Source organism: Tautonia marina, assembly GCF_009177065.1.
In the GTDB taxonomy this organism is placed as follows: Bacteria; Planctomycetota; Planctomycetia; order Isosphaerales; family Isosphaeraceae; genus Tautonia; species Tautonia marina.
The window spans coordinates 103,746-125,790 of sequence record NZ_WEZF01000006.1 but is presented as its reverse complement, the minus strand read 5'-3'; the positions used below and the strand labels follow the sequence as shown (position 1 = coordinate 125,790).

18 protein-coding genes are annotated in these 22,045 nt (G+C 64.7%); 7 read left to right on the top strand and 11 right to left on the bottom strand.

All coding sequences use genetic code 11. The features are described from left to right. Nucleotides 1-35 precede the first annotated feature (35 nt). The 3 genes from GA615_RS09295 to GA615_RS09285 all read left to right on the top strand — a co-directional run bounded on the left by GA615_RS09295 (nt 36) and on the right by GA615_RS09285 (nt 1,683). Nucleotides 36-590 (top strand): hypothetical protein, encoded by a 555-nt coding sequence (locus GA615_RS09295; protein WP_152051012.1) that lies wholly within the window; start codon nt 36-38, stop codon nt 588-590. Then, nucleotides 550-1,053: a hypothetical protein gene (locus GA615_RS09290; protein WP_152051011.1), complete on the top strand. Its 504-nt coding sequence runs from the start codon at nt 550-552 to the stop codon at nt 1,051-1,053. Before GA615_RS09295 ends, GA615_RS09290 begins: the two co-directional genes overlap by 41 nt. Before the next feature lie 264 nt (nt 1,054-1,317). Next, nucleotides 1,318-1,683 (top strand): SpoIIAA family protein, encoded by a 366-nt coding sequence (locus GA615_RS09285; RefSeq protein WP_152051010.1) that lies wholly within the window; start codon nt 1,318-1,320, stop codon nt 1,681-1,683. 244 nt (nt 1,684-1,927) lie between these two features. Here GA615_RS09285 and GA615_RS09280 read toward each other — a convergent pair whose 3' ends face one another. From GA615_RS09280 to GA615_RS09260, 5 genes are all read right to left on the bottom strand, one after another. Next, nucleotides 1,928-3,355: a pectate lyase gene (locus GA615_RS09280; protein WP_152051009.1), complete on the bottom strand. Its 1,428-nt coding sequence runs from the start codon at nt 3,353-3,355 to the stop codon at nt 1,928-1,930. Between the two features lie 46 nt (nt 3,356-3,401). Further along, on the bottom strand, nt 3,402-4,004 hold the full coding sequence (locus GA615_RS09275) for a hypothetical protein (protein WP_152051008.1): 603 nt from the start codon (nt 4,002-4,004) through the stop codon (nt 3,402-3,404). A 22-nt stretch (nt 4,005-4,026) separates the two neighbouring features. Further along, the gene (locus tag GA615_RS09270) at nt 4,027-4,791 is read right to left on the bottom strand and encodes an SDR family NAD(P)-dependent oxidoreductase (protein WP_152051007.1); all 765 of its coding nucleotides are present in this window, start codon (nt 4,789-4,791) and stop codon (nt 4,027-4,029) included. 59 nt (nt 4,792-4,850) lie between these two features. Continuing rightward, the gene (locus GA615_RS09265; protein WP_152051006.1) at nt 4,851-5,828 is read right to left on the bottom strand and encodes a nitrilase family protein; all 978 of its coding nucleotides are present in this window, start codon (nt 5,826-5,828) and stop codon (nt 4,851-4,853) included. Nucleotides 5,829-6,099: 271 nt separating this feature from the next. After that, complete coding sequence (locus GA615_RS09260) at nt 6,100-8,013, bottom strand: CRTAC1 family protein (protein ID WP_152051005.1); 1,914 nt, start codon at nt 8,011-8,013, stop codon at nt 6,100-6,102. Nucleotides 8,014-8,302: 289 nt separating this feature from the next. Between GA615_RS09260 and GA615_RS09255 the strand changes: the two genes are divergently transcribed. After that, entirely contained in the window at nt 8,303-10,606 is a 2,304-nt protein-coding gene (locus GA615_RS09255) for a hypothetical protein (RefSeq protein ID WP_152051004.1), read from the top strand. A 218-nt stretch (nt 10,607-10,824) separates the two neighbouring features. On the opposite strand, the gene GA615_RS09250 is transcribed toward GA615_RS09255, so the two are convergent. The 5 genes from GA615_RS09250 to GA615_RS09230 form a co-directional block, all read right to left on the bottom strand. After that, nucleotides 10,825-12,393 carry a TIGR04222 domain-containing membrane protein gene (locus GA615_RS09250; protein WP_152051003.1) on the bottom strand — a complete coding sequence of 523 codons (1,569 nt, stop codon included), beginning with the start codon at nt 12,391-12,393 and terminating at the stop codon, nt 10,825-10,827. Between the two features lie 96 nt (nt 12,394-12,489). Beyond that, the gene (locus GA615_RS09245; protein WP_152051002.1) at nt 12,490-14,646 is read right to left on the bottom strand and encodes a serine/threonine protein kinase; all 2,157 of its coding nucleotides are present in this window, start codon (nt 14,644-14,646) and stop codon (nt 12,490-12,492) included. A 3-nt stretch (nt 14,647-14,649) separates the two neighbouring features. Beyond that, the gene (locus GA615_RS09240) at nt 14,650-15,243 is read right to left on the bottom strand and encodes a sigma-70 family RNA polymerase sigma factor (protein WP_152051001.1); all 594 of its coding nucleotides are present in this window, start codon (nt 15,241-15,243) and stop codon (nt 14,650-14,652) included. A 153-nt stretch (nt 15,244-15,396) separates the two neighbouring features. Further along, nucleotides 15,397-16,782 carry a twin-arginine translocation signal domain-containing protein gene (locus GA615_RS09235; RefSeq protein ID WP_201750148.1) on the bottom strand — a complete coding sequence of 462 codons (1,386 nt, stop codon included), beginning with the start codon at nt 16,780-16,782 and terminating at the stop codon, nt 15,397-15,399. 44 nt (nt 16,783-16,826) lie between these two features. After that, nucleotides 16,827-17,861 carry a YfaP family protein gene (locus GA615_RS09230; protein ID WP_152051000.1) on the bottom strand — a complete coding sequence of 345 codons (1,035 nt, stop codon included), beginning with the start codon at nt 17,859-17,861 and terminating at the stop codon, nt 16,827-16,829. A gap of 264 nt (nt 17,862-18,125) precedes the next feature. Here GA615_RS09230 and larB point away from each other — a divergent pair, with 264 nt between their 5' ends. The 3 genes from larB to GA615_RS09215 all read left to right on the top strand — a co-directional run bounded on the left by larB (nt 18,126) and on the right by GA615_RS09215 (nt 20,567). Next, nucleotides 18,126-18,983 carry a nickel pincer cofactor biosynthesis protein LarB gene (gene larB, locus GA615_RS09225; RefSeq protein ID WP_152050999.1) on the top strand — a complete coding sequence of 286 codons (858 nt, stop codon included), beginning with the start codon at nt 18,126-18,128 and terminating at the stop codon, nt 18,981-18,983. Beyond that, nucleotides 18,980-19,864 (top strand): NAD(P)H-hydrate dehydratase, encoded by an 885-nt coding sequence (locus tag GA615_RS09220; protein ID WP_152050998.1) that lies wholly within the window; start codon nt 18,980-18,982, stop codon nt 19,862-19,864. Before larB ends, GA615_RS09220 begins: the two co-directional genes overlap by 4 nt. Before the next feature lie 247 nt (nt 19,865-20,111). After that, nucleotides 20,112-20,567 (top strand): hypothetical protein, encoded by a 456-nt coding sequence (locus tag GA615_RS09215; RefSeq protein WP_152050997.1) that lies wholly within the window; start codon nt 20,112-20,114, stop codon nt 20,565-20,567. Nucleotides 20,568-20,697: 130 nt separating this feature from the next. Here the strand turns inward: GA615_RS09215 and GA615_RS09210 are convergent, their stop codons facing one another. Beyond that, entirely contained in the window at nt 20,698-22,041 is a 1,344-nt protein-coding gene (locus GA615_RS09210) for a DUF1552 domain-containing protein (RefSeq protein WP_152050996.1), read from the bottom strand. Nucleotides 22,042-22,045: the final 4 nt, after the last annotated feature.

The following is a 22,045-nucleotide window of genomic DNA, read 5'->3' as shown; positions in this document are numbered from 1 at the left end:
GGGCTTCCCTTCCCTCGAACATGCAGGAGGAATCGATGACAACGATCGCGCTCGCGTTCCTGGCGTCCACACTCGTGCAACAAGTTCAGGTCGAGGAGGTGCTGAGGGAAATACCCGCTCATGAGCGCCCGAAGTTCGCCAAGGAACCTGGCTGGGAGTTGATTTTCCCTCAGAAGTTCCGGGTCGGCCATGACTGGGGTGTGGCCCGAGAGGATCAGGTCATCAGTGGATTCTCCGTCGTCGACACCAACGGTGAGGTGCTGCGTATCCACTGCATTGTTGCTGGGCAAGGGCTGCCGGATCCCAACGCCCCGGAATTCCGCGTCGTGGTCTTCGACGCCGCAGGGAAGCGGTATCTCCCCGAGAGGGACGAAGCCGGCGGGTTGAGCAACAGGAACACCAACGTGCGCTCGTCCGTCTTCTCGCTCGACCCTCGGATAATCGCCGCAGACCGGATCGCGTACATCGCCGTCGAGCAGGTCAAACGGGGTCCGAAACTCAACGAACTCTCTCGGTCGTCGGACGGGCGGAATGATCAAGGAGCAACGCATGAGCGAGGACCGTCGAGGGGGATCGGCGCCGTCCGTTGACCTGATCCGGGCGATCCGGGAGCGTGACGAGCGGAAAAGGAAGAAGGAGGGCCGGGTTCAGGAGGGGATGGGGTCGCTGATGTTCGGCGTTCTGTCGATTGCGATCGGTTCGTTCGTCCTGTTCGTGGCGGTGTCGGGGTTACTCGACAGGCCGGTACCAGGTTGGACCGAGCCGTATTCGATCATGGTGGTCGACGATGTTGAGTATTCGCGGAGCCCGTGGACGAACCGGATGGTTGCTACGCCGGTGAAGGTCGAGGGGAGGACGATCGAGGTCCCCTCGAAAACCTGCGCGGTGATGGTCCTGGTCGGGATCGGCCTCGGGGCGGCGGGGGTCGTCCTGGAGCAGCGAAAGCCTCGGCGACGGGGCGTCATGCTCTCGGTCACCGGGGCAGTCTTGTGTGCGGTGGCGATCGGCCTGCCGTTGCTCGTGTGCGTGACGTTGAACCTCCTGGCCTGGTGATCGGGAGGAGGGCCAACGAACTTTCCTCGCAAACTCTTGAATCATCATGAGATTGCGTCTACGAAGATTAGGCTGAAGATGTGGGAAACCTAAGCAACACGTTGCCCGGGCCACCCAGCGGTTATGTCGCAACGTTTACCTCACCTGGCCTGACAGAGGTCTCGGCCCGCTACAATGGTTTCCGAGAGCATCAAGGCTTCCCTTGGCGGGCCATTCCGCGGAGCGTGGGCGCAAGGGACGTCTGACTCTATCGGAGGCGGTGCGATGATCGAGCAAATCCAAACCGATTCTCCAAAGCTTCTCGCATTCCGACTCAGCGGGAAACTCCATGACGAAGACTATCGGAGCTTTGTCCCCACCATAGAAACGGCTCTCGCGGCGGCCGGGGGTAAGGTCTCGCTGCTGGCGCAGTTCGAGGACTTCCATGGGTGGGACTTGCACGCCGCCTGGGACGATCTCTCGCTAGGCGTCAAGCATTACTCGGACTTCGAGCGCATCGCCCTCGTCGGCGACAAGAAATGGCAAGAATGGATGACTCGCTTCTGCAAGCCATTTACCCGGGCGAACGTGAAATACTTCGATGCGTCCGAAGTCGAAGCTGCCTGGGCCTGGTTGGGTGAAAGCGATTAAGCTCGCGCTGCAGGTGATTCGGCCCGCCGCAGCACTTGCTGGGGTAATCGAGGGCCGCTCGGGCGGGGTGGTCGGACGACTGGCATCGGTGAAGTCACCCGTACAGGGCCATGACAGACGTCTCCAAGCGTGACGTGGCCCTGATCCGGAGCGAGTGGCTCTCGCGCACGTGGTCGATCGCACCGTCCTTGGTCACACCGGTCGAAGGAACAATGGTGAGGCCATCCGTGCCACACACCGATTGTCAATCGGCCTTCGAGGCGGCGAGATAGCGGGAGAGGACGCGGATGTTCTCCGAAAAGGTGGCCGACTGAATGATTGGGGTTCCCTTCTCGGTAAGGTCGAGCCATGCGCCGCGGTCGTCGAGAGCGTCGATGACCGCGCGGGCGGATCGGGAGAGGGTGGGGGTGAGCTTCGGAGAAATGGATTCGGGGGACGATCGACGCGGAGCGGGTTGCTCGCGGAGGCGGTCGTATTCGGAGGCGATGCGGTCGAGGCGGGAGGGGACGATGAAGCCGTAGTGGGTGGGCATGTCGTCACTGGAATAGGTGAGTTGATAATCCTTGGTGAAAAAGAGCGGGCGGTTGGTGCGGAGTTCGTAGAAGCGGGCGAGGCGGCCGTCGGGGAGCTGGGAGCGGCGGAGGTAGTCGAGGGCCTTCGGGATGGGTTCGAGGTACTTGGGGTCGCCCGAGGCGCGGTAAAGCCGCATGAGGACCTGGAGGATGCCCTGGGACTCGCCGCCGCTGATGGCGGGGGGCTCGAACTTGCGGGACCACTCGGGGTGCATCGCCACGTTGTATTGCTGGGCCCAGGCGGGTTGGGGGTCGGGCATCTGGGCGAGGATGAGGAAGTCGCCGGCGCGGCGGGCGGCGGTGAGGTAGCGGGGGTCGTCGTAGGTGCGGTGGGCGAGCAGCAGGGTGTCGATCACGTCGGGCATGAGGTTGTCGTTGGTGACGTAACGCCCGAGCCAGGTGTTGGGCCATTCGCGGAGCCAGGTCTCGGGGTAGGAGGCGGGGAGGACGGGGTAGTCGTCTTCCGAGAGAGGCTTGGGGAAGGAGTCCCACCAGACGTACCAGCCGCCGTTGGGGTGCTGGGCGGAAATCAGGGCATCGAGGCCGTAGCGGGCGGCGTCGTGGATGCGGGGGTCGGCGAAGTCGAGGGTCTCATCCATCCGGATGAGGAAGCGGAGGGAGGCCTGGGTCGTGTCGTCGTCGAGGGTGGTCATCCGGTGGTTGCGGGGTGCCTTGGAGGGCCTTTGCGGGTTGTCGCGATAGTCGAAGGCCGGGCGCCTGGCGGGGTCGAACTCGATGGAGTAATACCAGCCGCCAGAGTGCATCTGGCCGAGGCAGAGGGCGTGGGCGGCGTCCCGGGCGGCGTCGAGCAGGAGGGGATCGATCGTGTCGAGGTAAGCGTCGAGCAGGGCCTCGCCGACGCTCGGGGTACCGGGGGGCTGGACCCAGGCCATCGTCGGGGTGGCGATTCCCTCGCCGCGGCGGTCGGTCAGGTCGGAACTGACCCGCCAGACGTAGGCCCCGTGCGATGCGACCTTTTCCGTAAAGAAGGAGACGGCGGCATGGAGGGCGGCCTCGGCCTCGGGGGGAGTGGGATCGGAGCGGTCGGAGACCGAGACGACCTGGCCGAGCGTCAGGGCAACCCAGAGGGAGAGATTCATGCCTCAATCTCCTTGAATCTTCGGAACGCCGATCTGCTGATGACGCTCAGGAGGGGGTGGGGCCGTCTGCGGGGTGGGCTCCGTTCTCTCCGACCGTGATGGGAATTCCAAGCAATTTCTGGAACTCCTTCAGTTTTTTCAGTTCGGTTGTGGCAAGTTGGGTCGTGGTGTACAGCGTCGCGAGACCGAGCAGGAGAATCGCTGAACCTCCGATAAGGGCCACCTGCCAGCGGGTCGAGCCTTCAAGACGACTGAAGGCATAGGCCTGCATCGCGACGAAAATCATGATGCAGTTCAGGGTCCATCCCCGAGCGATTCTCAAACGGCTTCGGCCGTATTCAAGGATGAAGCGAAGCGCCTCGTGCCGCGAGAGCACGGCATATCGGGTCTGATGATAGGCGTCCTTTGTTCCAAACGTGTTTGTCCGCCTCTTGTCGATCCAGACCTCGAAGGCGTCGTCCGCCAGGCGATCGACAACGATCCCAAGCACGTAGGAGATCGCCAGAAGTGGGCCCAGAAGGAGCCACTCGACCGACTTCACGAGGGGAACCCACTCGTGACCGCAGAGGCCAACGATCGCGAGCACCACCGCGATGACGGCACCCGCTCCGATGACAAGGAGTTCGACGAACAGCGCGGTCGTGTTCATGGTGCGCGCCCGGCGCCGATGGTTATCGGATCGCCCCTCCATTGATGCGAACGATCTGGCCGGTCAAGAAATCGGCGGAAGGGCCCACGAGGAAGCGGGCGACCTCGGCGACGTCGTCGGGGGTGCCCCAGCGAGCGAGGGGGGCCTCGGAGACGGCGCGGCGTTGCCAGTCGTCCGAGGCCTGTTCACCCCAGGAGGTTTTGATCCAGCCGGGGGCGAGGCAGTTGACGCGAACCTCGGGGGCGAGGCTGAGGGAGAGGGAGCGGGTGAGGCACATGATCGCCCCCTTGGTGGCGGCGAACAGCTCGCCCGAGTCACCTTCCATGCCGGTTTCGGCCTGATCCCAGCCCATCGTGAGGATGGTGCCGCGGCCTTGCTGCTTCATCAAGGCACCGACCCGGCGACAGAGACGGAGGGTGGAGACGACATCGACGGACCAGAGGAGGTCGAGCTTCGCGTCGAAGTGGAGGTCGGCGCCGGGGCCGGTGAGGGTGTCGGCGCCGGCGAGGTGGAGCCAGGCATCGAGACCGTCCCAGAGCGTCCAGGCCTCGTCGATGAGGCGATCGCCGGCGTCGCGGTCGGCGAGGTCGGCCATGAGGACCGCGGAGCGGGCCGAGCCGAGGCGAAGGCATTCGGCCGAAACGGCCTTGGCGGCCTCGCGCGACCGGCGGCCGTGGACGATAACATCAGCGCCAGAGGCAGCCAGGGAAAGTGCCGTGGCGCGACCGATGCCGGAGGTCGAGCCGAGGACGAGGCAGCGGAGGCCGGAAAGATCGGGAGGGGGCATATGGGCCTCGGAGAGAGGAGAGACGATCGCGCGCAGAGACGGGGGGAGGCAGGGAACAATCAAGAGGGGGGGGAGGAGTCGTAAGCGAGGGACCAGCCAGGCTTGGTGATGGGTTGGTGACCTTTGGGGTGGGGGCGGGTGATCGCCTCGTAGAGTTCAGGACGGCGGGCGTTGAGGTAGCGGCGGCCGGAGGCGGCGTCGAAGGTTTCGGCCGTGAGGAGGGCGATGGCGAGGTCGTCGCCGAGGGCGTGGCATTCGGCGAGGATTTCGCCATGAGGGTCGAGGATCATCGAGAGGCCGGGCTTGACGGTGTCGCCGTCGACGCCGATCGGGTTGGAGAAGACGTAGTAAACGCCGTTCTCCCAGGCGCGGGCAGGGAGCCATCGCATAAGCCAGCCGCGGGCCTTCGGCCCTTGGAATTCGAGGCGGAGGCGGGAAGGGTCGCGGTGGCGGTTGTCCCAGAGGGAGCGATCGACCGAGCCGCGGCCGGGCATGGTGGAGGGGAGGCAGCCGGTGACATGCGGGGCGATGATGACCTCGGCACCGAGCAGGGTGGTGGCTCGGGCGTTCTCAGGGAGGTTGTTGTCGTAGCAGGTGAGGATGCCGAACCGGACGCCGTCGTGGTCGAAGACGGTGTAGCCCGGCCCCGGCGAGAGGAACGGGCTGATGAACACATGCAGCTTCCGGTGGCAGGCGATGAAGCCGTCAGGGCTGACCACGGCGTAGCTGTTGAACAAACGGCCCTCGGCGTCGATCTCGACCAGACCGGCCATGACGACGACACGGAACTCGCGGGCAATCTCGATGAGCGCGGCGACCGAGGGCCCCTTTGGGACCGGCTCCGCCAGGGAGGCGAGGCCGTCGCGGTCGAGCGATTGCAGGAAGGTGTAGCCACTGATCGCGCATTCGTGGAAACAGACCACCTCGGCCCCTTCGCTCGCGGCGCGGCGGGTCAGGTCGCGGATACGGGCGAGATTGGCGGCCTTGTCGCCGTCGAGGTGCTCGAACTGGGCGGTGGCGATGCGGATGTCGCGCATGAGAGGCAGTTCCGGGGCGGTCGGTCGTTGGGGAAGGAGGGGAAATTGAGCCACGGATGAATCACAGATGAAACACGGATGAAAAGAAAGAGACGAAAAGGAAGGAGAGATGAACAGATGAGTTCAATCTGTCCACCTGGAATCGATCTGGTCTGAAACTCTTTGTCTTAATCATTTGTGTATTAGTCATTAAGGTCCGTGTTTCACCTGTGTTTCATCCGTGGCTCAATTCTTCATAGTCAAGTGCTTCTGATCGGGTTCGCCGAGCGGGTTATGATTCGGGCTCGGTGATCGGCAGGTCGCGGTCAACCTCGACATCTTCGAGGACCGTTTCGGCGCCGGAGGGCCAGCGGATCGTGAGGCGGTAGATGCGGTCGGACTCGCCGAGACCGATCAAAACGCGAGGATCATTGGACGAAAGCATGCTGGTGCCCGACTTGCGCTGACGGTGGATGGTCTGGTCGCCGGCTTCGACCGTAATGATGGCGCCGATCGCATCAGGGTTGCTCTGGGTGCCGGTCAGAAGGAGTCGAATCCAGTGATGACCGTCGCGGGGCGTATCGTTGCGGAGGATCGCGGGCCGATCATCCTTGTGGACGATCACGATATCGAGGTCGCCGTCGTTGTCGAGGTCGCCGAACGCGGCGCCTCGGCCGACGTGCTTGGCGTCGAAATAGGGGCCGACATCGCGGGTCGCCAGGCGGAAGCGGCGGCTGGTCGGATCGTCGCCGAGGGCGACATTGCGGAGCAGGAGCGGCGGCTCGGGATACTCGAAATCAGGATGATTGGCATCAACGTGACCATTCGTGACGAAGCAATCGGGCCAGCCATCGGAGTCGAAATCGGCCAGGGCGCATCCCCAGCCGACCCAGGGGCGGCTGTCCTGCGAGAGGCCGTAGAACGGCGTCATGTCGGTGAAAAAGCCGTCGCCGGTGTTGCGGTAGAGGGTGTTGTACTCGTTCTGAAAGTTGGTCACGAACAGTTCGGGAAGGCCGTCGCCGTCGATGTCCTCGGCATCGACCCCCATGCCCGACTGGGCCATGCCGTCAATGTCGAAGGCGGCGCCGGAGGTCTCGGTGGCGTCGGTGAAGGTGCCGTCGCCGTTGTTGAGGAACAGGAAGTTCGGGTTCTGGTCGTTGGCGACGTACAGGTCGATCAGGGTGTCGTTGTTCAGGTCGGCCGCGACAACCCCAAAGCCGTGGCCATCGGAGCGACCGACGCCAACCTCATCGGTCACGTCGGTGAAGGTGCCGTCGCCGTTGTTTCGGTAGAAAACATCCTTGACGGTGCGGATCTGGCGAGGAGAACAATAGAGGCGGATGCCTCGTTCCTCGAATCCGCACCACTTGTCGTCCTCGGGCAATCGCCAGTCGCCGTGAATCGCCACGTAGAGGTCAAGATCGCCGTCGTTGTCGTAATCGAGCACGGCTCCACCCGAAGCCCAGTTGATGAGGGGGCGTTCGCGCTCAACCGTCTTGCCGGAGGCGTCGGTTTCACGGTCGATGACGGTGCGGCTCATGTTCTCGATGCCTGCCTCGGCGCTGACGTCGGAGAAGGTGCCGTCGCCATTGTTCCGGTACATTCGGTTGGGACCGTAGCAGGCAAGGAAGACATCGGGCAGGCCATTGTTGGTGAAGTCGGCCACGACGATCCCGTGACAGAAGCCGTGGAATCCGAGTCCCGATGCCTCAGTAATGTCCGAGAACGTCCCGTCGCCATTGTTCCGATACAGACGGTTTTGCCCGTCTTCGGACGAACCGAGCGGCAGATAGGTGCAGGAGGCGAAATAGAGATCCATCAGGCCGTCGTTGTCGGCGTCGAAGATGGCGACCCCCGAGGCATTGGCCGACGGGTAGTGGCGATCGTCGGTCATGCCCGAAACGTGGACGAAGTCGATTCCAGCCGACGAGGCAATCTCGGAAAATCGGAACGGGCTCGACTCCTGGGGGATCATCGGATTGGCGGCCTGAGGCTGCCGATCGGGCGTGTCGGGCGAGGCAAACGGAGCCGGGTCGGCCGCCTCGGACGATGCCTCCAGACCAGCATCGGGGACGGAGGACGAATCCTTGGCCCCACAACCGGCAAGCGACACCGCCAGCACCGGAAGAACGATCAGGTGGTAAGGAATTGGCCATCGAGTGGCCCTGTGCGAGTCCGCCACAGGTCGGCGTTCGAGGTCGAGCATCGCAGGCCCTTGGAGAGAATCACGGCGATCGAGATGGGGCGGACCGGGCAATCCATTGAGCGCGGATCGGCTCCGATTCCCGGCAGGGACGTTGCACGAACCTATTGTAACACGACGACCAAGGGGAGCGTCCAACCCCTTCAATTGTCCCAAATCACCCGACGCCCTCTAGTCTGGGCTCGCGATTTGCTGCACGATCATCAAGAATCCCCCAGGCGGTCCAGTTTCGCGGAACGCGGCACCACCTGGGATCACCGCAGACCCGCAATCGAGGGAGGAACACGACGCGATGCGATGGGCTCGAACGCGGATCGGAACGGCCGGACTTTTCGGTCTGGGGTTGCTCGTGATGCTTGGCGCGGCTCCGGCCACGCCGTCCTACCAGCAGGTTCTGAGCAGGATCGATCAGGCCAAGGAACAACTCTCGGACGAGCAACAATCCCCCGAGAAGATTGAAAACTGGAACACCTTTTTCAGTGCTGTCGTGGAAGTCTTGAACGCCCAGGCCGGAGCCGAATCGGCCACCGAGCGCCGGGAGCATCTGGAGCGGCTTGGCCGGATGCGAGACGCCCTGACGGCCAAGAACTGGGGGCCATCGAACCGGATCGCCGAGAGCCTGAACGAATGGCTCGACCCGAGGCTTTCGGTCGCTCGATCGCTCGAATCGCTCGAACAGGCCGTGTCCGAACTTCCGGGATCGGTTCTGGACAATCCAGACGGGCAGGAGAACGCCGAGACCGAGAACGGTGCCGAGGAACCGCAAACTCAGGACCCCGAATCAGTTCTGAAAACGAACTGGTCGACTTACGTCACCCGGCTTAACGCGGCGATCCGCGCTTATGAGACGGCCGAGTCGGTTTCCGAGCGGCTCAATGCCGCCAGGAAGCTGCGCGGCGGTCTGGACTCGCTCCGTGGAACACAGGCGAATTCGCCGTGGGCCCCGGCGAGCGAACTGGCCGGCGCCTTGCAGGCGATGCTCGACAAGCCGAACGTGCAAATTGTCGCGGATCCGAACATTCTCTCACCGTTTCTCAACCAACAGATCGTGTTCCCAGAAGTCATTTACTTTCGGGGGCAGACATCTTATGTGCAGCCGGGTCCGCGGACCGGATTCGGACTGATGCACAGCAACGACGGGATCGCCTTTTACAATAGCCAGTGGAGCTACAGCACGACTCCGGTCACCGACTTTCAGCAGCAGGTCGCGTCGAATCCGCAAGGGCGGCAGGCGACCAACATGTACCAGTTCGGCGCGACGATCTACAACAGCAACCACGCGACGGCCACCGCGATCCTGACGCCCGAGGGGCTGGTCGTGTATCCGGAAAACGCGCCCAATGTGTCGGCAGCGTTCGGGCTGACGCCCCAGCCGGGGCTGGGACCGGGATTCATGCGGTTCGTGGCGTCGATGATCGGCTTTAACCAGGGCCGGATTCTCTCGGAACTTCAGCAGCAGGCGATGCCGCAGATCCAGGCCGAAACGATCGACGGAACGAGGGAGCTGGCGGCGATCAAGTCGGCCCAGGAAGTTGGCCAGCAGAATCAAATGATTCGACAGTATCTCGTCGGGAATCGGACCTTGCGGTTCGAGGATTTCGCGGTCACGCAGCTAAACCTCTCGTCCGCGCCGTGGGCGGCGTATGTGTCGGGAGTCCTGCAGTGGGCGGCCGAGGCCGGGCCGCAGATTGGCGCCGATTTCCCCAAGCCTCCCGAGTTTGTCCAGCCGGAGAGCGGCCTGACGGTCGATATGCACCTGAACTCGACCCTGACGAACCTGGCCGCCGGGTTCTATCAGACCGATCAGGTGAAGGACGTGGAGACCCTGTTGATCAAGGTGATTCCCCCCGAGGGAGACGCACCGATCGACGAGGGAATCGAGATGATCCCGAACGGCTCGTATCAGGACTTGCTTGATGCCGTGGCCGACATCCGTGAGCAAACCGACGATCCGAACGCCATCGCCCTGCGCATCACCAAGCCGGAGGAGCCCCCGGCCTTCGCGGTCGATGCTCAGGGAAGGCTCGTGACGTTCGTGCGAGGGGTGACGATCGAAGTTCCCGCTCCCGAGAATTTCGGCCAGCAAGGGGGCCTGTTCGGCTTCGGAGGCAATCCGAGGGTCCTCCGGTTCATCCTGGAGGAGGTCGAGCTGACGGTTGACGCCGACATCACTCCCGAGAACGGCGGCAAGGCCGTTCGGGTTCAGGGGGAGATCGCCAGCGTCACCTACGGCGGAACCGGCACCACGGTCGTGACCGTGGGCGACGAGGAAGACCAGACGCAGACCCTGAACCTCCTGAACCGATCGGGGGCGCTCGGCGTCCTTGCCGGCCGGCTTCAGGGACAGAACGTCGACGCTCCGGTGCCCCTCGACGCGCTTCAAGGGTTCCAGATCGCGGACGTCTCGGACCTGCACCCGACCGGCTGGATGCGGGTGGTCGTGCAGCGCGATCCGACCGAACCGGTTCCCACCCCGGCGGCCTTGACCGCATCGAGCCCCGCTCCCGAGGCTCCCGCCGTTCCGCAGGTTGCCACGCAGCCGACCCCGGCCGCGCCGCAGCCGACGCTTGTTCCGACTGGATACGTCGCGCAGTAATGTTCTCACTGCCTGGTGGGTCGGTTGCCTCAACCGTCCCACCGGAGCAGACCGAATCGCAGCGACGGCCCTCGGAAGTCTCGGCTTCCGGGGGCCGTTTGCGCTTGCGGGGTCTCGGTCGCACAAACCCCACACCGTGAGCAGCCACAGACGAGGCGAGTCCCATCGTCGAGATGACTCCGTCGATCACGAAGCGACGCCGGCTCCATCCGAAACGATCAGCCACCGCACCCGCCGCATCCCCCGCACCCGCCACACCCGCCGTCACCACCGCAACCGCCATTTCCGTCTGAAGGTGGCGGAACGATTTCAGGGCGGAGCGCTGCCAACACCCCTTCTCCCGGCAAGGCATTCAGACCCAGCAGGGCGAAGGCTACGGGGAACCGTGGATCAGACGCCCTCGGCGGGTCGTTCACGATCTGCCCCCTCTGTTGGTCCAGAGCGTTGACCAGCGCATTGCCACTCGACGTCCGCCAGGGCTTGACGAAAAGGTGAATCACTGCGGCGACGAACAGCGCGATGCAGAGGAGCACCAGGAACCCCACCGGTTGCTCCCGCTGGAGTCCCAGGTCGATTCGCCAAAAGCCCAGCAGGAAGACAGCTCCTAGCGGCAGCAGGGGGGCAAGACGCATGGTCACGGCATTCTCGGACGACTGGAGCCAGCCGAGCGCGCGGAGCGAATCCTCGACGTCTCGCACCACCCGCGATCGGGCCGCGGCCTTCACGAGCTTCCAGTTCGTGGAGGAAGAGTGTGCCTGGACCACGTCCATCACCGATTGCTCGACCGGATGATGCGGACGATCAACCTCCGACGGGCAGACCGAGAAGCGTTTCGTATCTTCATCGAAGGTCAGGTGTCCGTCGTCGACCAGCCGGGCGATTGCAGCCTGCACCGGCCCGGTCCGGTCGGGTCCCCGAGCCAGCAATATCAGGGCATACGGGTCGAGCTTCTCGGGGTCGCTGGCCAGCGGGGAAGGCTCGTCGATCTCCGGAATCGCGAGCGATGCTGGACGGAATTTGATCCATTGCCTCAGCAGGACCGAGCCAACGACCGCCCCGAACGTCAGAGGAACGAACAGGTTGAGGAACTCCCAGCCGGACATGCCCGACAGGTCGATCACGCGAGGGGGGGCAGGCGCCCAATCCCTTCCGCAACCGGCCAGGACGATCGAGATTCCGGTCAGGGTCGCCAGGCCCCGCAGCGAGGCAAAACGTTGGAACGAGCGAATGCACGGAAGGATTGCGGGACCAGTCCCCTCGCCTGGAGAACGAAGCCGCCCGATCAGGCCGCGGAAGATCGTCGCCGGGCGAGGGAGGACCCAGTGGGTGGCGGTGTTGACTCGGGCGAAGTGCAAATCGCGGCCGAACCGATCGGCGACCGGCGGCCAGATGTCGCTCGGAGGCTCCGAGCCGAACAGGCGGCGGTACGAGTCGAGGGTGCGGGCGTACCAGTCGTGGAACTTCGCCGACTCCTGCGGGCCGCCTCGGGTTGGCCCGTGGTGCAAAGGGCGGCCGAGGACCTTGCGGCAGAGGTCGTCCCAGTAGCTTCGGGTGTAGGTCAGGTGGAGGTGCCAGGGCTGATCGACCTGATCGGAGGGCGTGACCGGGTGCCCGGCCGCCATCGCCAGAAAGAGGAACCGCCGGTATTCGAGGACAACGCGACGGGCGAAGGAGAGACTCCAGCGGTTCTCCCGTGCCAGACGTTGCGTGAAGGTGAAGTCGGAATCCGGATCATCGAGCGGGAAGGCCGCGATGCGTTCCCAAAGCTGTGTTTGGTCCTCGGTCATCGTGAATACCTCCAGGGACCGAAACGGTCGGGGCTCGTCTTTTGAGCCCTCTCTGGAGAATGAGCCGATCGAGCGTCGATTTCCGGGCGCGCCAGGTCAGAATATTTTCGGCAACCACGAGAGCGGCCAGGGGCAGCCCCGCGAGCGTTTGACGATCATGTGGGTCTGGCCGACGCGGTGGTAATCGACGAGTCGGCCGCCCCAGGGACCTGTTACCGCGTGGTCGAGATCGGGGTTACCCTGAAAATCGGGGAGCTGGGACGGTTCGACCGGGGGCAAGGGATTCCGGGAGCCGGGTTCGTAGCGCCGATCGAGCACAGGGAGATAGGGCCAGGGCGGGAGCGGATCGACGAGCCCTCGAAGCGGGTCAGAACGGTCAATCGGACAGAGGACGACGGCCTCGCCAGCCTCCGCCCGCATGTCCACGTCGACCAGGCGCGGGCCGATGGTGAAATTGGCCACCAGCAGGCCGAGCAAGGCGTCAGCCTCCCCCCGGATGGGGGTCGAGACCGCAATCTTGTACTGGCGGTCCTTCACCGAGTCGAAGGATCGGGCCACATAGGCGTCGTTTTCCATCCGGGGAGAACCGGCATCGAAGAAGGTCCGGTAGTAATCGCGAACGTGGAAGCGTTTGCCGACGGAGCTGCTGTCGACCAGCGTGTCGGCCCTGAGGACGCCGTCGGGATCGAGTACGAAGACGTTGACGAACGGATTCTCCCCCGCGATCCCGAACAGGTTCTCCTCCTCGATTGCCGTCCGGAGGAACGCCTCGATCTCCTGCCGGAGCTGCGCGTTCTGGTCCAGCGATGGAAACGCCTCAAAGGCCTCCCGGAGCCTCGGATCACTCGCCAGGAGCAGCGTTGCGCGGCGGATCAGGCGGAGTTCCCGGTCAACGATTCGGGCGAGCTGGATCGCTTCCCGAGCGTTTTCGGCCCGCAACTCAGCGGTGCGGATCGCCAGGCCGGCGCCCCAGAGCAACAGGATGATCAGGCCGGCCGACGCTAGCCCAAGCGGATGCCGACGGACCCAGAAGCGTGCCTCCCGGATGGCTGAGGGCCTGCCGCCGGCCAGGGTCGGACGGCGGTCGAGCCATCGGGACAGTTCGTTCGCCAGGGCATCGGCCGACCCGTAGCGTCGACCGGGGTCGCGGTCGAGACACTTCAGGCAGACGCTCTCCAGCTCGCGATCGACGGCCGGGTTGAGCTCGGAAGGGGGTGTGAGATCGCCCCGGAGGACGAGGGCCAGCGTCTGCCTCGCGTCTTGCCCGTGGAAGGGCTCCCGGCCAGTGAGCATGGCGTAGAGGATCGCGCCGAGGCCGTAGATATCGGAGGCCGTCGAAACGTCCGACCAGCGGCCACCCGCCATCTCGGGAGACAGGTACGGGAGTGTTCCCACGATCCCGGCACGCTCGAAGGTAGCCGAGCGATCATCCGGGCCGTCCGGCTCGCCCGCCTCCTCGGTTCCTGGTTCCTGGATCGGGGGTTCCATCGCTTCGAGCCGCATCGAGAGCCCGAAATCGGTGACCTTGGGTTCGCCCTCAGCGGTCAGCAGGAGATTGCCGGGTTTCAGGTCGAGATGCAGCACGCCAGGGTTGCGGGTGTGGGCATGGTGGATTGCCCGCGCCACCTTCTCGACGAGCACTGCCGCCGATCGCGGATCGGATGCGAAGGAGGCGAGTCGATCGGCGACCGTTCCACCTTCCATCAGTTCCATGACGAAGAACCAACGCCCGCGGTCCTCGCCGAAATAGAACGTTCGGATGATATTCTCGTGCCTCATCCGGGCGATCGCGCGGGCATCGGCCCGGAGGCGGTCGGCCGAGGCCAACTCGCCCGAGGTTGGCCCCCGGAGGGTCTTCAAGGCCACGACGATCTCATGAGCGTTCTGGGCCCTGGCCTTCCAGACAACCCCTTGCCCCCCTTCACCGAGGATTTCAAGCAGGACGTAATCGCCCAGCACATCGCCGGTCCGGAGGTCGATGGCCCTCGGGCGGGAGTCGGGCTCCGCAGAGACCGACCCGCCCAGGACGATCGTCTCGTCCGGGGAGGATTCGAGCCTCGGCAGGCCAAGCAGCCCAAGTCGCGCGAGGTCATCGAAGTAAGCCCGGAGTTCGGCAGTGATCTCGGGGTAGCGGGCCGCCCACTCGGCGGGGTCGGGTGACTCGCCCTGGTCAATCGCCTCGTGGAAGTCGTAGATGGCGAGGTTGACGACAGCCTCGTGGTTGTCTGCCTCTCGGGTCGCAGGATGGCCCATCGCTCAACCCTCCTGGGGCATCAGCTCACGGAGCCGCCGCATCCCATGCCGGAGCAACCCTCCAACCGCGTCGGGGGTCCGGTTCATGTGCCGACTGATCTCCGCGACCGACATTCCCTGGCAATGCTTCAAGACAATCGCCTCGGCCTGCGGTGGGGAAAGCTGGGCGAGGAATCCGGCCAGGACGAGGGCGTCCTCCTCTCGGGCGGCCCGTGCCTCCGGCGTCGACCGGCTGGCCCGCATCACGCCCATCATCCCGTGGGAGGTCCGGTCCAGATCACCATCGAAGGACACAACCCGCCGTTCCAGTCGGAGCCTGCGAAGACGATCGATCAGGTTGAACCGGAGCAGGCTGCGGAGCCAGCCCATCATCTCGGCTCGGCTTCGGCCCCGATGCCGAGGAAGGTCACGGAGGGCCTCGCAGAGGGTCTCCTGGACCAGGTCAGAGAGGTCAATTCGGGCCCGGAGATCGACCGAAACCTGCACGCGGGCCAGCGTCAGCAGGTAGTCGCGGTATTCGCCGAACGCCCTTGAATCTCGGACGTTCGGATCGGCGCGGCCCGCGCGGAACTCCTCCGGGTCCTGGATCTCGGTCATGACGGTGTCCCTCAAGACGCGCCCCCGGCCCTCCGGATTCTGCTCGTCATGAACCGACCGATGCCGGAGGGTGGCAGAGGAGGTGATCCGCCCGCCGAGGGGCCAGTCCCTTCGCTCCGGATCAGCCCGAGAGCGAAGGGGACCGGCCGGGGATCAGGCGTCGGCCTTCCAGGAAAGGGAGGATGCACCTTTCGTCAGGTCGAAACAGAGAATCACACCCGAGTCGGAGCGGCACCAGGTTCCGGAGTCGAGTTGGAGCGGCCCGCGGACTTCTCGAAGGGGAATGGAAGTGCCGTCGGCGTACTGGAGCGTCGGACGTCCCGAGCGGGGGCCATCGACTTCGACGGTGAACCCTGGGCAGGCATACGGAGCGCGGAAGGAGACGTGATCGGCGTCGGCAACGAGGGTGGTCAACTCTCGGGCGGCCCAGTAGCGGGCGATCTCGCTGTTCTTCATCCAGATCAGGTTGTCGTAGGCAGCGTTCAGGCGGGCGACGATTTCCTTGAAGATGGTGAAACCAAGCTCATCGCCGTTGTAGTAGATACCCGGCCAGTGACAGACGAGGATGGCCGGTTCGCCGCGGTCGATGACTTCGGGAAGGCGTCCGCCCTTCAAATCCTCGGTGATGAACTGATCGACCGAGCCGGGGGTCAGGCCATCCCAACCGCCGAACCAGTCGCCGGTGCAGCCGATGATCGAGACAACGCAACGCGGGTCGTCGCCATCGAGGCCCGAGGCGTACTCAATCCGAGGGGCGACGCTGCGGTCGTCGGTGTAGAGGTGGCGGAAGTAGTGCGGGATCTCGGCCCCGAAGACGTCTCGGACCGATTCGAAGGTGGCCTGCGAGATCTCGGGGAGGACTCGCGTACCGAATCCCCCCGGGGTCGTGACCCCTTCGCACGGCAGACCAGCGTTCTTGAGCAATCGGAGAGCGTAGGAGAAATAATCGGTCAGTTCATCGACCGATTTTCCAACGCTGAACCCCCAGTTCTCCATGAAGCGTTCGGAACGCTCCTCGTACGGGCGGCCGGTTCTGGTGTTGATGGCCCAGGTGTGGGTGATCATCTCGGGGTGGATGTCCCAGTCGGGCATCATCAGGGTGCGAACGAGTTCCAGGCTGTCTTCGAGTTGCTTGCGCGACCAGCCGGGCATCTCGCGGTCGATCCAGCCGACACAGGCCGGATAGGGAACGATGCTGTACTTGCCTTTCACGCCGTGCTCGTGGCACCACTCGCCGAACGATCGGACGAAGGAGTCGGGAATCTCTCGGGGAAGCTCTTGCCAGGGCTGCTTGTACTGATCGGGGAAGACCTCGGCGAACTGAGGGATGCAGAAGTGGGCGAGGTTCACCAGGCAGGTCGAGTCGTCGATGATGAAGCTCAGGGGAACTCGCGTCTTCGGGTTCAGGACGCGCACCGAGTCGGCCTGCTTCGGTCGATCGCCCGCTTCCTGGGCAGCGAGCGTTGGCAAGGCAAGGCCCGAGGTTGCGGCCAGGCCGAGACCGGCCTGGAGAAACTGGCGGCGAGAGGTCGTCACCATGGTCGTCCCTTTATTGAGGTTGGAGCGGTCGTTGATCGAGAACCTCAAGAATCGTCGGTCGATCCCACGCGAAGGCTGCGAACATCGCTGCGCTGGTTGATCCGGCGAAGGGTTCCCTCGAAGACCGAGACCTCGCCCGCGTGCTTGACGCGGACCTTCCATCGGGTCGGGACGACCTTGCCGCCGAAGCCGCCGGGGGGACCGTAATAGTGGACGTACCAGTGATAGACACCGGAAGGCCCCTGCCCTTTGATTTTCTCGCCGCCGTCGGCGTCTGGGTCAAGCCAGTAGATATTTTCCGGGCCGAAACCGTCGGTGTCGTCCACGTCGAGCTCGCCGGCGTTCTTCCCCTGACGTTGGGCCCAGTAGATGTGCGAGCCGCCGGGCTCGATGACGTGCAGGTCGAGGTCGGCGGCCGATTCCCAGATCAAGGTAAACTGCGGGTCGCCAACCTTGACCTCGACCCCCTGGATCGTCTCCAGTCCTTCACCGAACCGGGCGGTGCCGAACTCTCCGCCGCCGATGCCGGTCGATCCGCCCACCTCCGATCGGCTGGGATCGGTCTGAACGAGTTCGCGGTTCACGTCGAGCCCGGTGATGAGTTCGGGCATGAGGGGCTCGGGGGTGATCTCGGTCGGGTCGAGTTCGAGGGTCAGCTCGTCGTCGAAGCCGCCGATCCGGTCGAGGCCGTCCTCGTCACCGAACGAAGAGCCGACCTCGGTTTCAAAGGCGACTCTTGGTTTTTCCTGGGGCAACAGAATAACCAGCAAGACAAGCAAGGCGACCAGCGCTGCATGGACGATCACCGACCCGGTCCAGCCGACGAGCAAGGTTTCCAGCAAGGGCTTGCGTTCGGCCTCCTCCTCGGGGGTGTCGAGGATCGTCCGACGCCCCTTGAGGCGCACCAGGGGGGTGATCGATCGCCGCAATCGGGCGGCGCGCGAGGCCACCGCGGTGGCCGTTCCGGATCGCGCCGAGGACGGAGCGTTTCCGGGGCCGGTTGCGGCGATCGAGTCGGTTGCCGGGGACGAGCCGAGGGGATCGACTCGCTGGGCGTCTTCGCGGTGCTCCGGGGTCATCCGGTGCCTCCGTTCGGGCCGGGACGACGGATTGGCGAACAATGCTTGCAATGAAGACGAGAAAGATCGTCGAACCTTGTCCGTGATTGTGTATCTTATCATGTCCGGACAACCGCCGACGCGACCACCCCCCACCGGCCGACGGCCGGTTGCCAGCCGACCGACCGTCCGGATACAACGGAACCGAAGACACGAGCGGTCCCGCCCCCCGGCTCCTTGCAGCGCGGGCCGGATGACCGTCCCGGGCCAAAGGCGACGAGACTGATGGACGCGCACGACCTGAAAACCCTGCTCGACGCGGTCCGATCGGGGACCGTCTCTCCCGAAGAGGCCGAGCGCAAGATTCGTTGGCCTTCTCCGTTTGAGAAGGTGGGCGAATACGCCACCATTGACCACCACCGCCGCCTGCGATGCGGGTTTCCCGAAGTGGTCTTCGGCCAGAACAAGACGGCCGAGCACATCGAAGGGATTCTCCGGGTCATGATTCGACAGGGGGAAGGCTGCCTGGTCACCCGGGTGGCTCCCGACGCAGCCGAGCATCTGAAACAGGCCTTCCCCGAGGGGGAACACAACGCCATCGGTCGCACCTTCCGCGTCCGCCAGAAGGGTTCCGAACCGGAACGGCTGGGGGTCGTCCGGATCGTGACCGGGGGAACGAGCGATCTGCCCGTGGCCGAGGAAGCGAAGGTAACGGCCGAAGCCTGGAACTGCGACGTGGCCCTGATTTCCGATGTCGGCGTGGCCGGCATCCACCGCCTGCTCGGCCGGCTCGACGAGTTGCAAGGGGCCGATGTGCTGGTGGCCGTCGCCGGCATGGAAGCGGCCTTGCCGAGCGTGCTGGGGGGGTTGACCGACTGTCCCATTATCGGCGTCCCGACGAGCGTCGGCTACGGCGCCCACTTCGGCGGCCTGGCGTCGTTGCTGGGGATGCTCAACAGTTGCTCGTCGAACGTGGTGACCGTGAACATTGACGCCGGCTTCAACGGAGGCCACGTGGCCGCCTTGATCGCCCGGCGAGCGGCCCTGGCCCGGCTCGGCCGATCCCCGAACGAAGGGATCGACCCGAACGGCGGAACACCGGCCGCGGACTTGCCGAACGAGGATCGGAGAGCTCACGCATGAGCGTTGACGTGGAACGAATCACCGCCATCCCCAGCCTTCCCAAGCGATCGAGCGACGCCCACAAGGGGCAATTCGGTCATGTGCTGGTGGTTGCGGGCGGGCGAGGCATGGCCGGTGCGGCCGGATTGGTGGGGGCTGCGGCCCTGCGGTCGGGAGCGGGCCTGGTGCGGGTGGCCTCGCCGTCGGAGGTGCAGCCGGTCGTCGCCACCTTCGAGCCGAGCTACATGACCTATCCCTTGCCGCAGGACAGCGAGGGGTTGATCGACTTCCCCGCCGCCGCCCCGACTCTGGGCCGCCTGATCGACCCAGCCGATGTGCTGGCGATCGGCCCCGGCCTGGGACGATCGCGAGGGCTGGACTCGATGGTCCGCTGGATCGCCGAGGAAGGAACGACTCCGGCGGTCATCGACGCCGACGCCCTGAACGCTCTGGTTGAGACGCCGGAACTGCTCCGATCCGTGTCTCGACCGATCGTCGTGACGCCCCATCCCGGCGAGTTTGCCCGGATGATCGGCTCGACCGTCGCCGAGGTCCAGGCCGATCGCGAGCGGAAGGCCGTGGCCTTTGCCGCGGGAGTCGAACACCTGGTGGTGGTATTGAAAGGGCACGCGACGATCGTGACCGATGGCCGCCGGGTCTTCGTCAACCAGACGGGCAACCCCGGCATGGCCACGGGAGGCGCGGGGGACGTCTTGACCGGCGTGATCGCCGCGTTGATCGGCCAGGGACTTGCTCCGTTCGAGGCCGCGGTGCTTGGGGTTCACGCTCACGGCCTGGCGGGCGACATCGCACGGTCGCACAGCGGAGAGGTCGGCCTGATCGCCGGAGACATCGTCGATGCGCTGGCGGATTCGTTCGAAGCGCTCGGGGCCCTTGGCTGAGCAAAGCCAGGGGCGGTACGTGGTTCGGCCCGGTCGTGACCGTTGTGTTGATTCTGAGGGTTGACCTGTCCCGAGTTGGCCCCCACTCGTATACTTCTCGGAGCAACGACTCCAGATGAACGACCGACGGCCGGAACGCCGATGACAGATCATCTCGTGGACGAAATCAATCGCGATTCAAGCACTGATGAAGGAGGTTGGGGTGTCTTCGAGCAATAACCAGAATTCGCCACCTTGGACGTATCGGATGGATATCACCCCGACCGGCCAGGCCCCTGGCCTTTCGGCCAGTAACGACCCGGTGGCCTTGCTGAACCTGATGGTCAATCTGCAATCACAGACCATCGAGCTTCAGCGGCAGATGCTCGAAAACCAGCGTCAGCAGCTTGAAATGATCCGCGAAACGACCCAGGTTGCCCGGGAACAGCGGGCTCGCCAGATGGCCGACCTGGAGCGCTGGCAGTCGAGCCACGGCGATGTGCTCGATACCTGCAAAACCTCGCTCGGGATGCTCGAACAGGTCCATTCGACCTTGATCCGCGACCTGACCGACTACGTCGCCGAGTATCACGAAAACCTCGTGGACGGCGACTTCGCCCTCTCGGACTTTGTCGATCGCTTCGGCCCGCGGTTGGCCCATCTGAACACGATGCTCGCGGTTCTTCGCCCCCTGGCCGCCGCGCAGAAGAAGCCGACCACCTGAGCACGATTCGTCGGGGGGCGGCAGCTGCGGCTTCGTCCTTGATTGGAACGCAGACACACGAACAGCCGGCTCCGGAATTGCTCCGGGGCCGGCTGTTTCTGGTTTCAGGTTCCGCGAGCGGAGCAATCGATCAGCCGTCAAGCTGATCGAGGCGTCCGGTGCTGTCGCCCAACTCGTCGATGGGGGTGTCCATGCGGTCGAGCATCGAGAGATAGAGGTTGTTGAGCGGGGTGTTCTCTTCGTAGCGGACGTGACGACCGGTGGTGATGGTGCCGCAGCCGCCGCCGGCCAACACGAGGGGAAGCTCGTTGTGATTGTGGCGGTTGCCGTCGCCGATGCCGGAGCCGTAGAGGATCATCGAGTGATCGAGCAGGGTGCCATCCCCTTCCGGAATCTCCTTGAGCCGACCGAGGAAGTAGGCCAGTTGCTCGACGTGGAAGAGGTTGATCCGGGCGATCTTGTCCTGTTTCTCGGCGTCACCCTGGTGGTGCGAGAGGTAGTGGTGGCCGTCGGGGACGTTGATCCAGTTGTACGACTTGTTGCTGCCCTCGTTGGCGAAGACCATCGTGGCGATGCGGGTCGAGTCGGTCTGGAAGGCGAGGACAAGCATATCGAGGATCAATCGGATGTGATCCTGATTGTCCTTCGGCACCCCTTCGGGCTTGACGATGTCGTCGGGGCGCTCGACCTCCTCGATCCGCTTCTGCTCGGCGGCGACGAGCCGGCGCTCGATTTCCCGGACGGAGCCGAGGTACTCGTCGACCTTGCGGCGGTCATTGACGCCGAGGCGGTTGTGGAGCTGCTTCGCATCGTCGGCGACGAGGTCGAGGACGCTCTTGTTGTAGCGGCGGCGACGTTCGCTGAGCTGCTCGGCGTCGTCGTTGCCGAAGAGGCGCTCGAAGACCAGGCGAGGGTTGATTTCCTTCGGGACCGGCTGGGTGGGGGTCCGCCACGAGATGTTCGAGGAGTAGGCGCAGCTATAGCCCGAGTCGCAGTTGCCGGACTGGGCGCTGGGGTCGATGCCGAGTTCGAGGGACGGCAAACGAGTGTGGTAGCCCATTGCCGCAGCGGCCACCTGATCGACCGAGACCCCGGCGCGGATGTCGGCTCCGTTGGTCTTGACCGGATGGACGCCGGTGAGGAAGCAGGCCATCGACCGGGCATGGTCGCCGCCGCCGTTGCCGTGGGCGCGAGCCATATCCTGGGCCAGACCGCTCAGAACGAGCAGATCCTGCTTGTACGGGTTTAACGGTTCGAGGATGCGAGGCAAGGTGAAGTCGGCCCCGAGTTGCTCGGGGGTCCACTCTTGCATGTGCGCGCCGTTGGGGACGTAGAGGAACGCCATCCGGGTCGGGGCGACCTTGCCGCCGGGTCGTGAGGCAAGACCGGCGGCCGGGGCCATGGCTTCGAGCCAGGGCAAGGCCATCGCGGTTCCCAGGCCCTTCAGGGCGGTTCGTCGAGAGAGGGAGAACATGGCT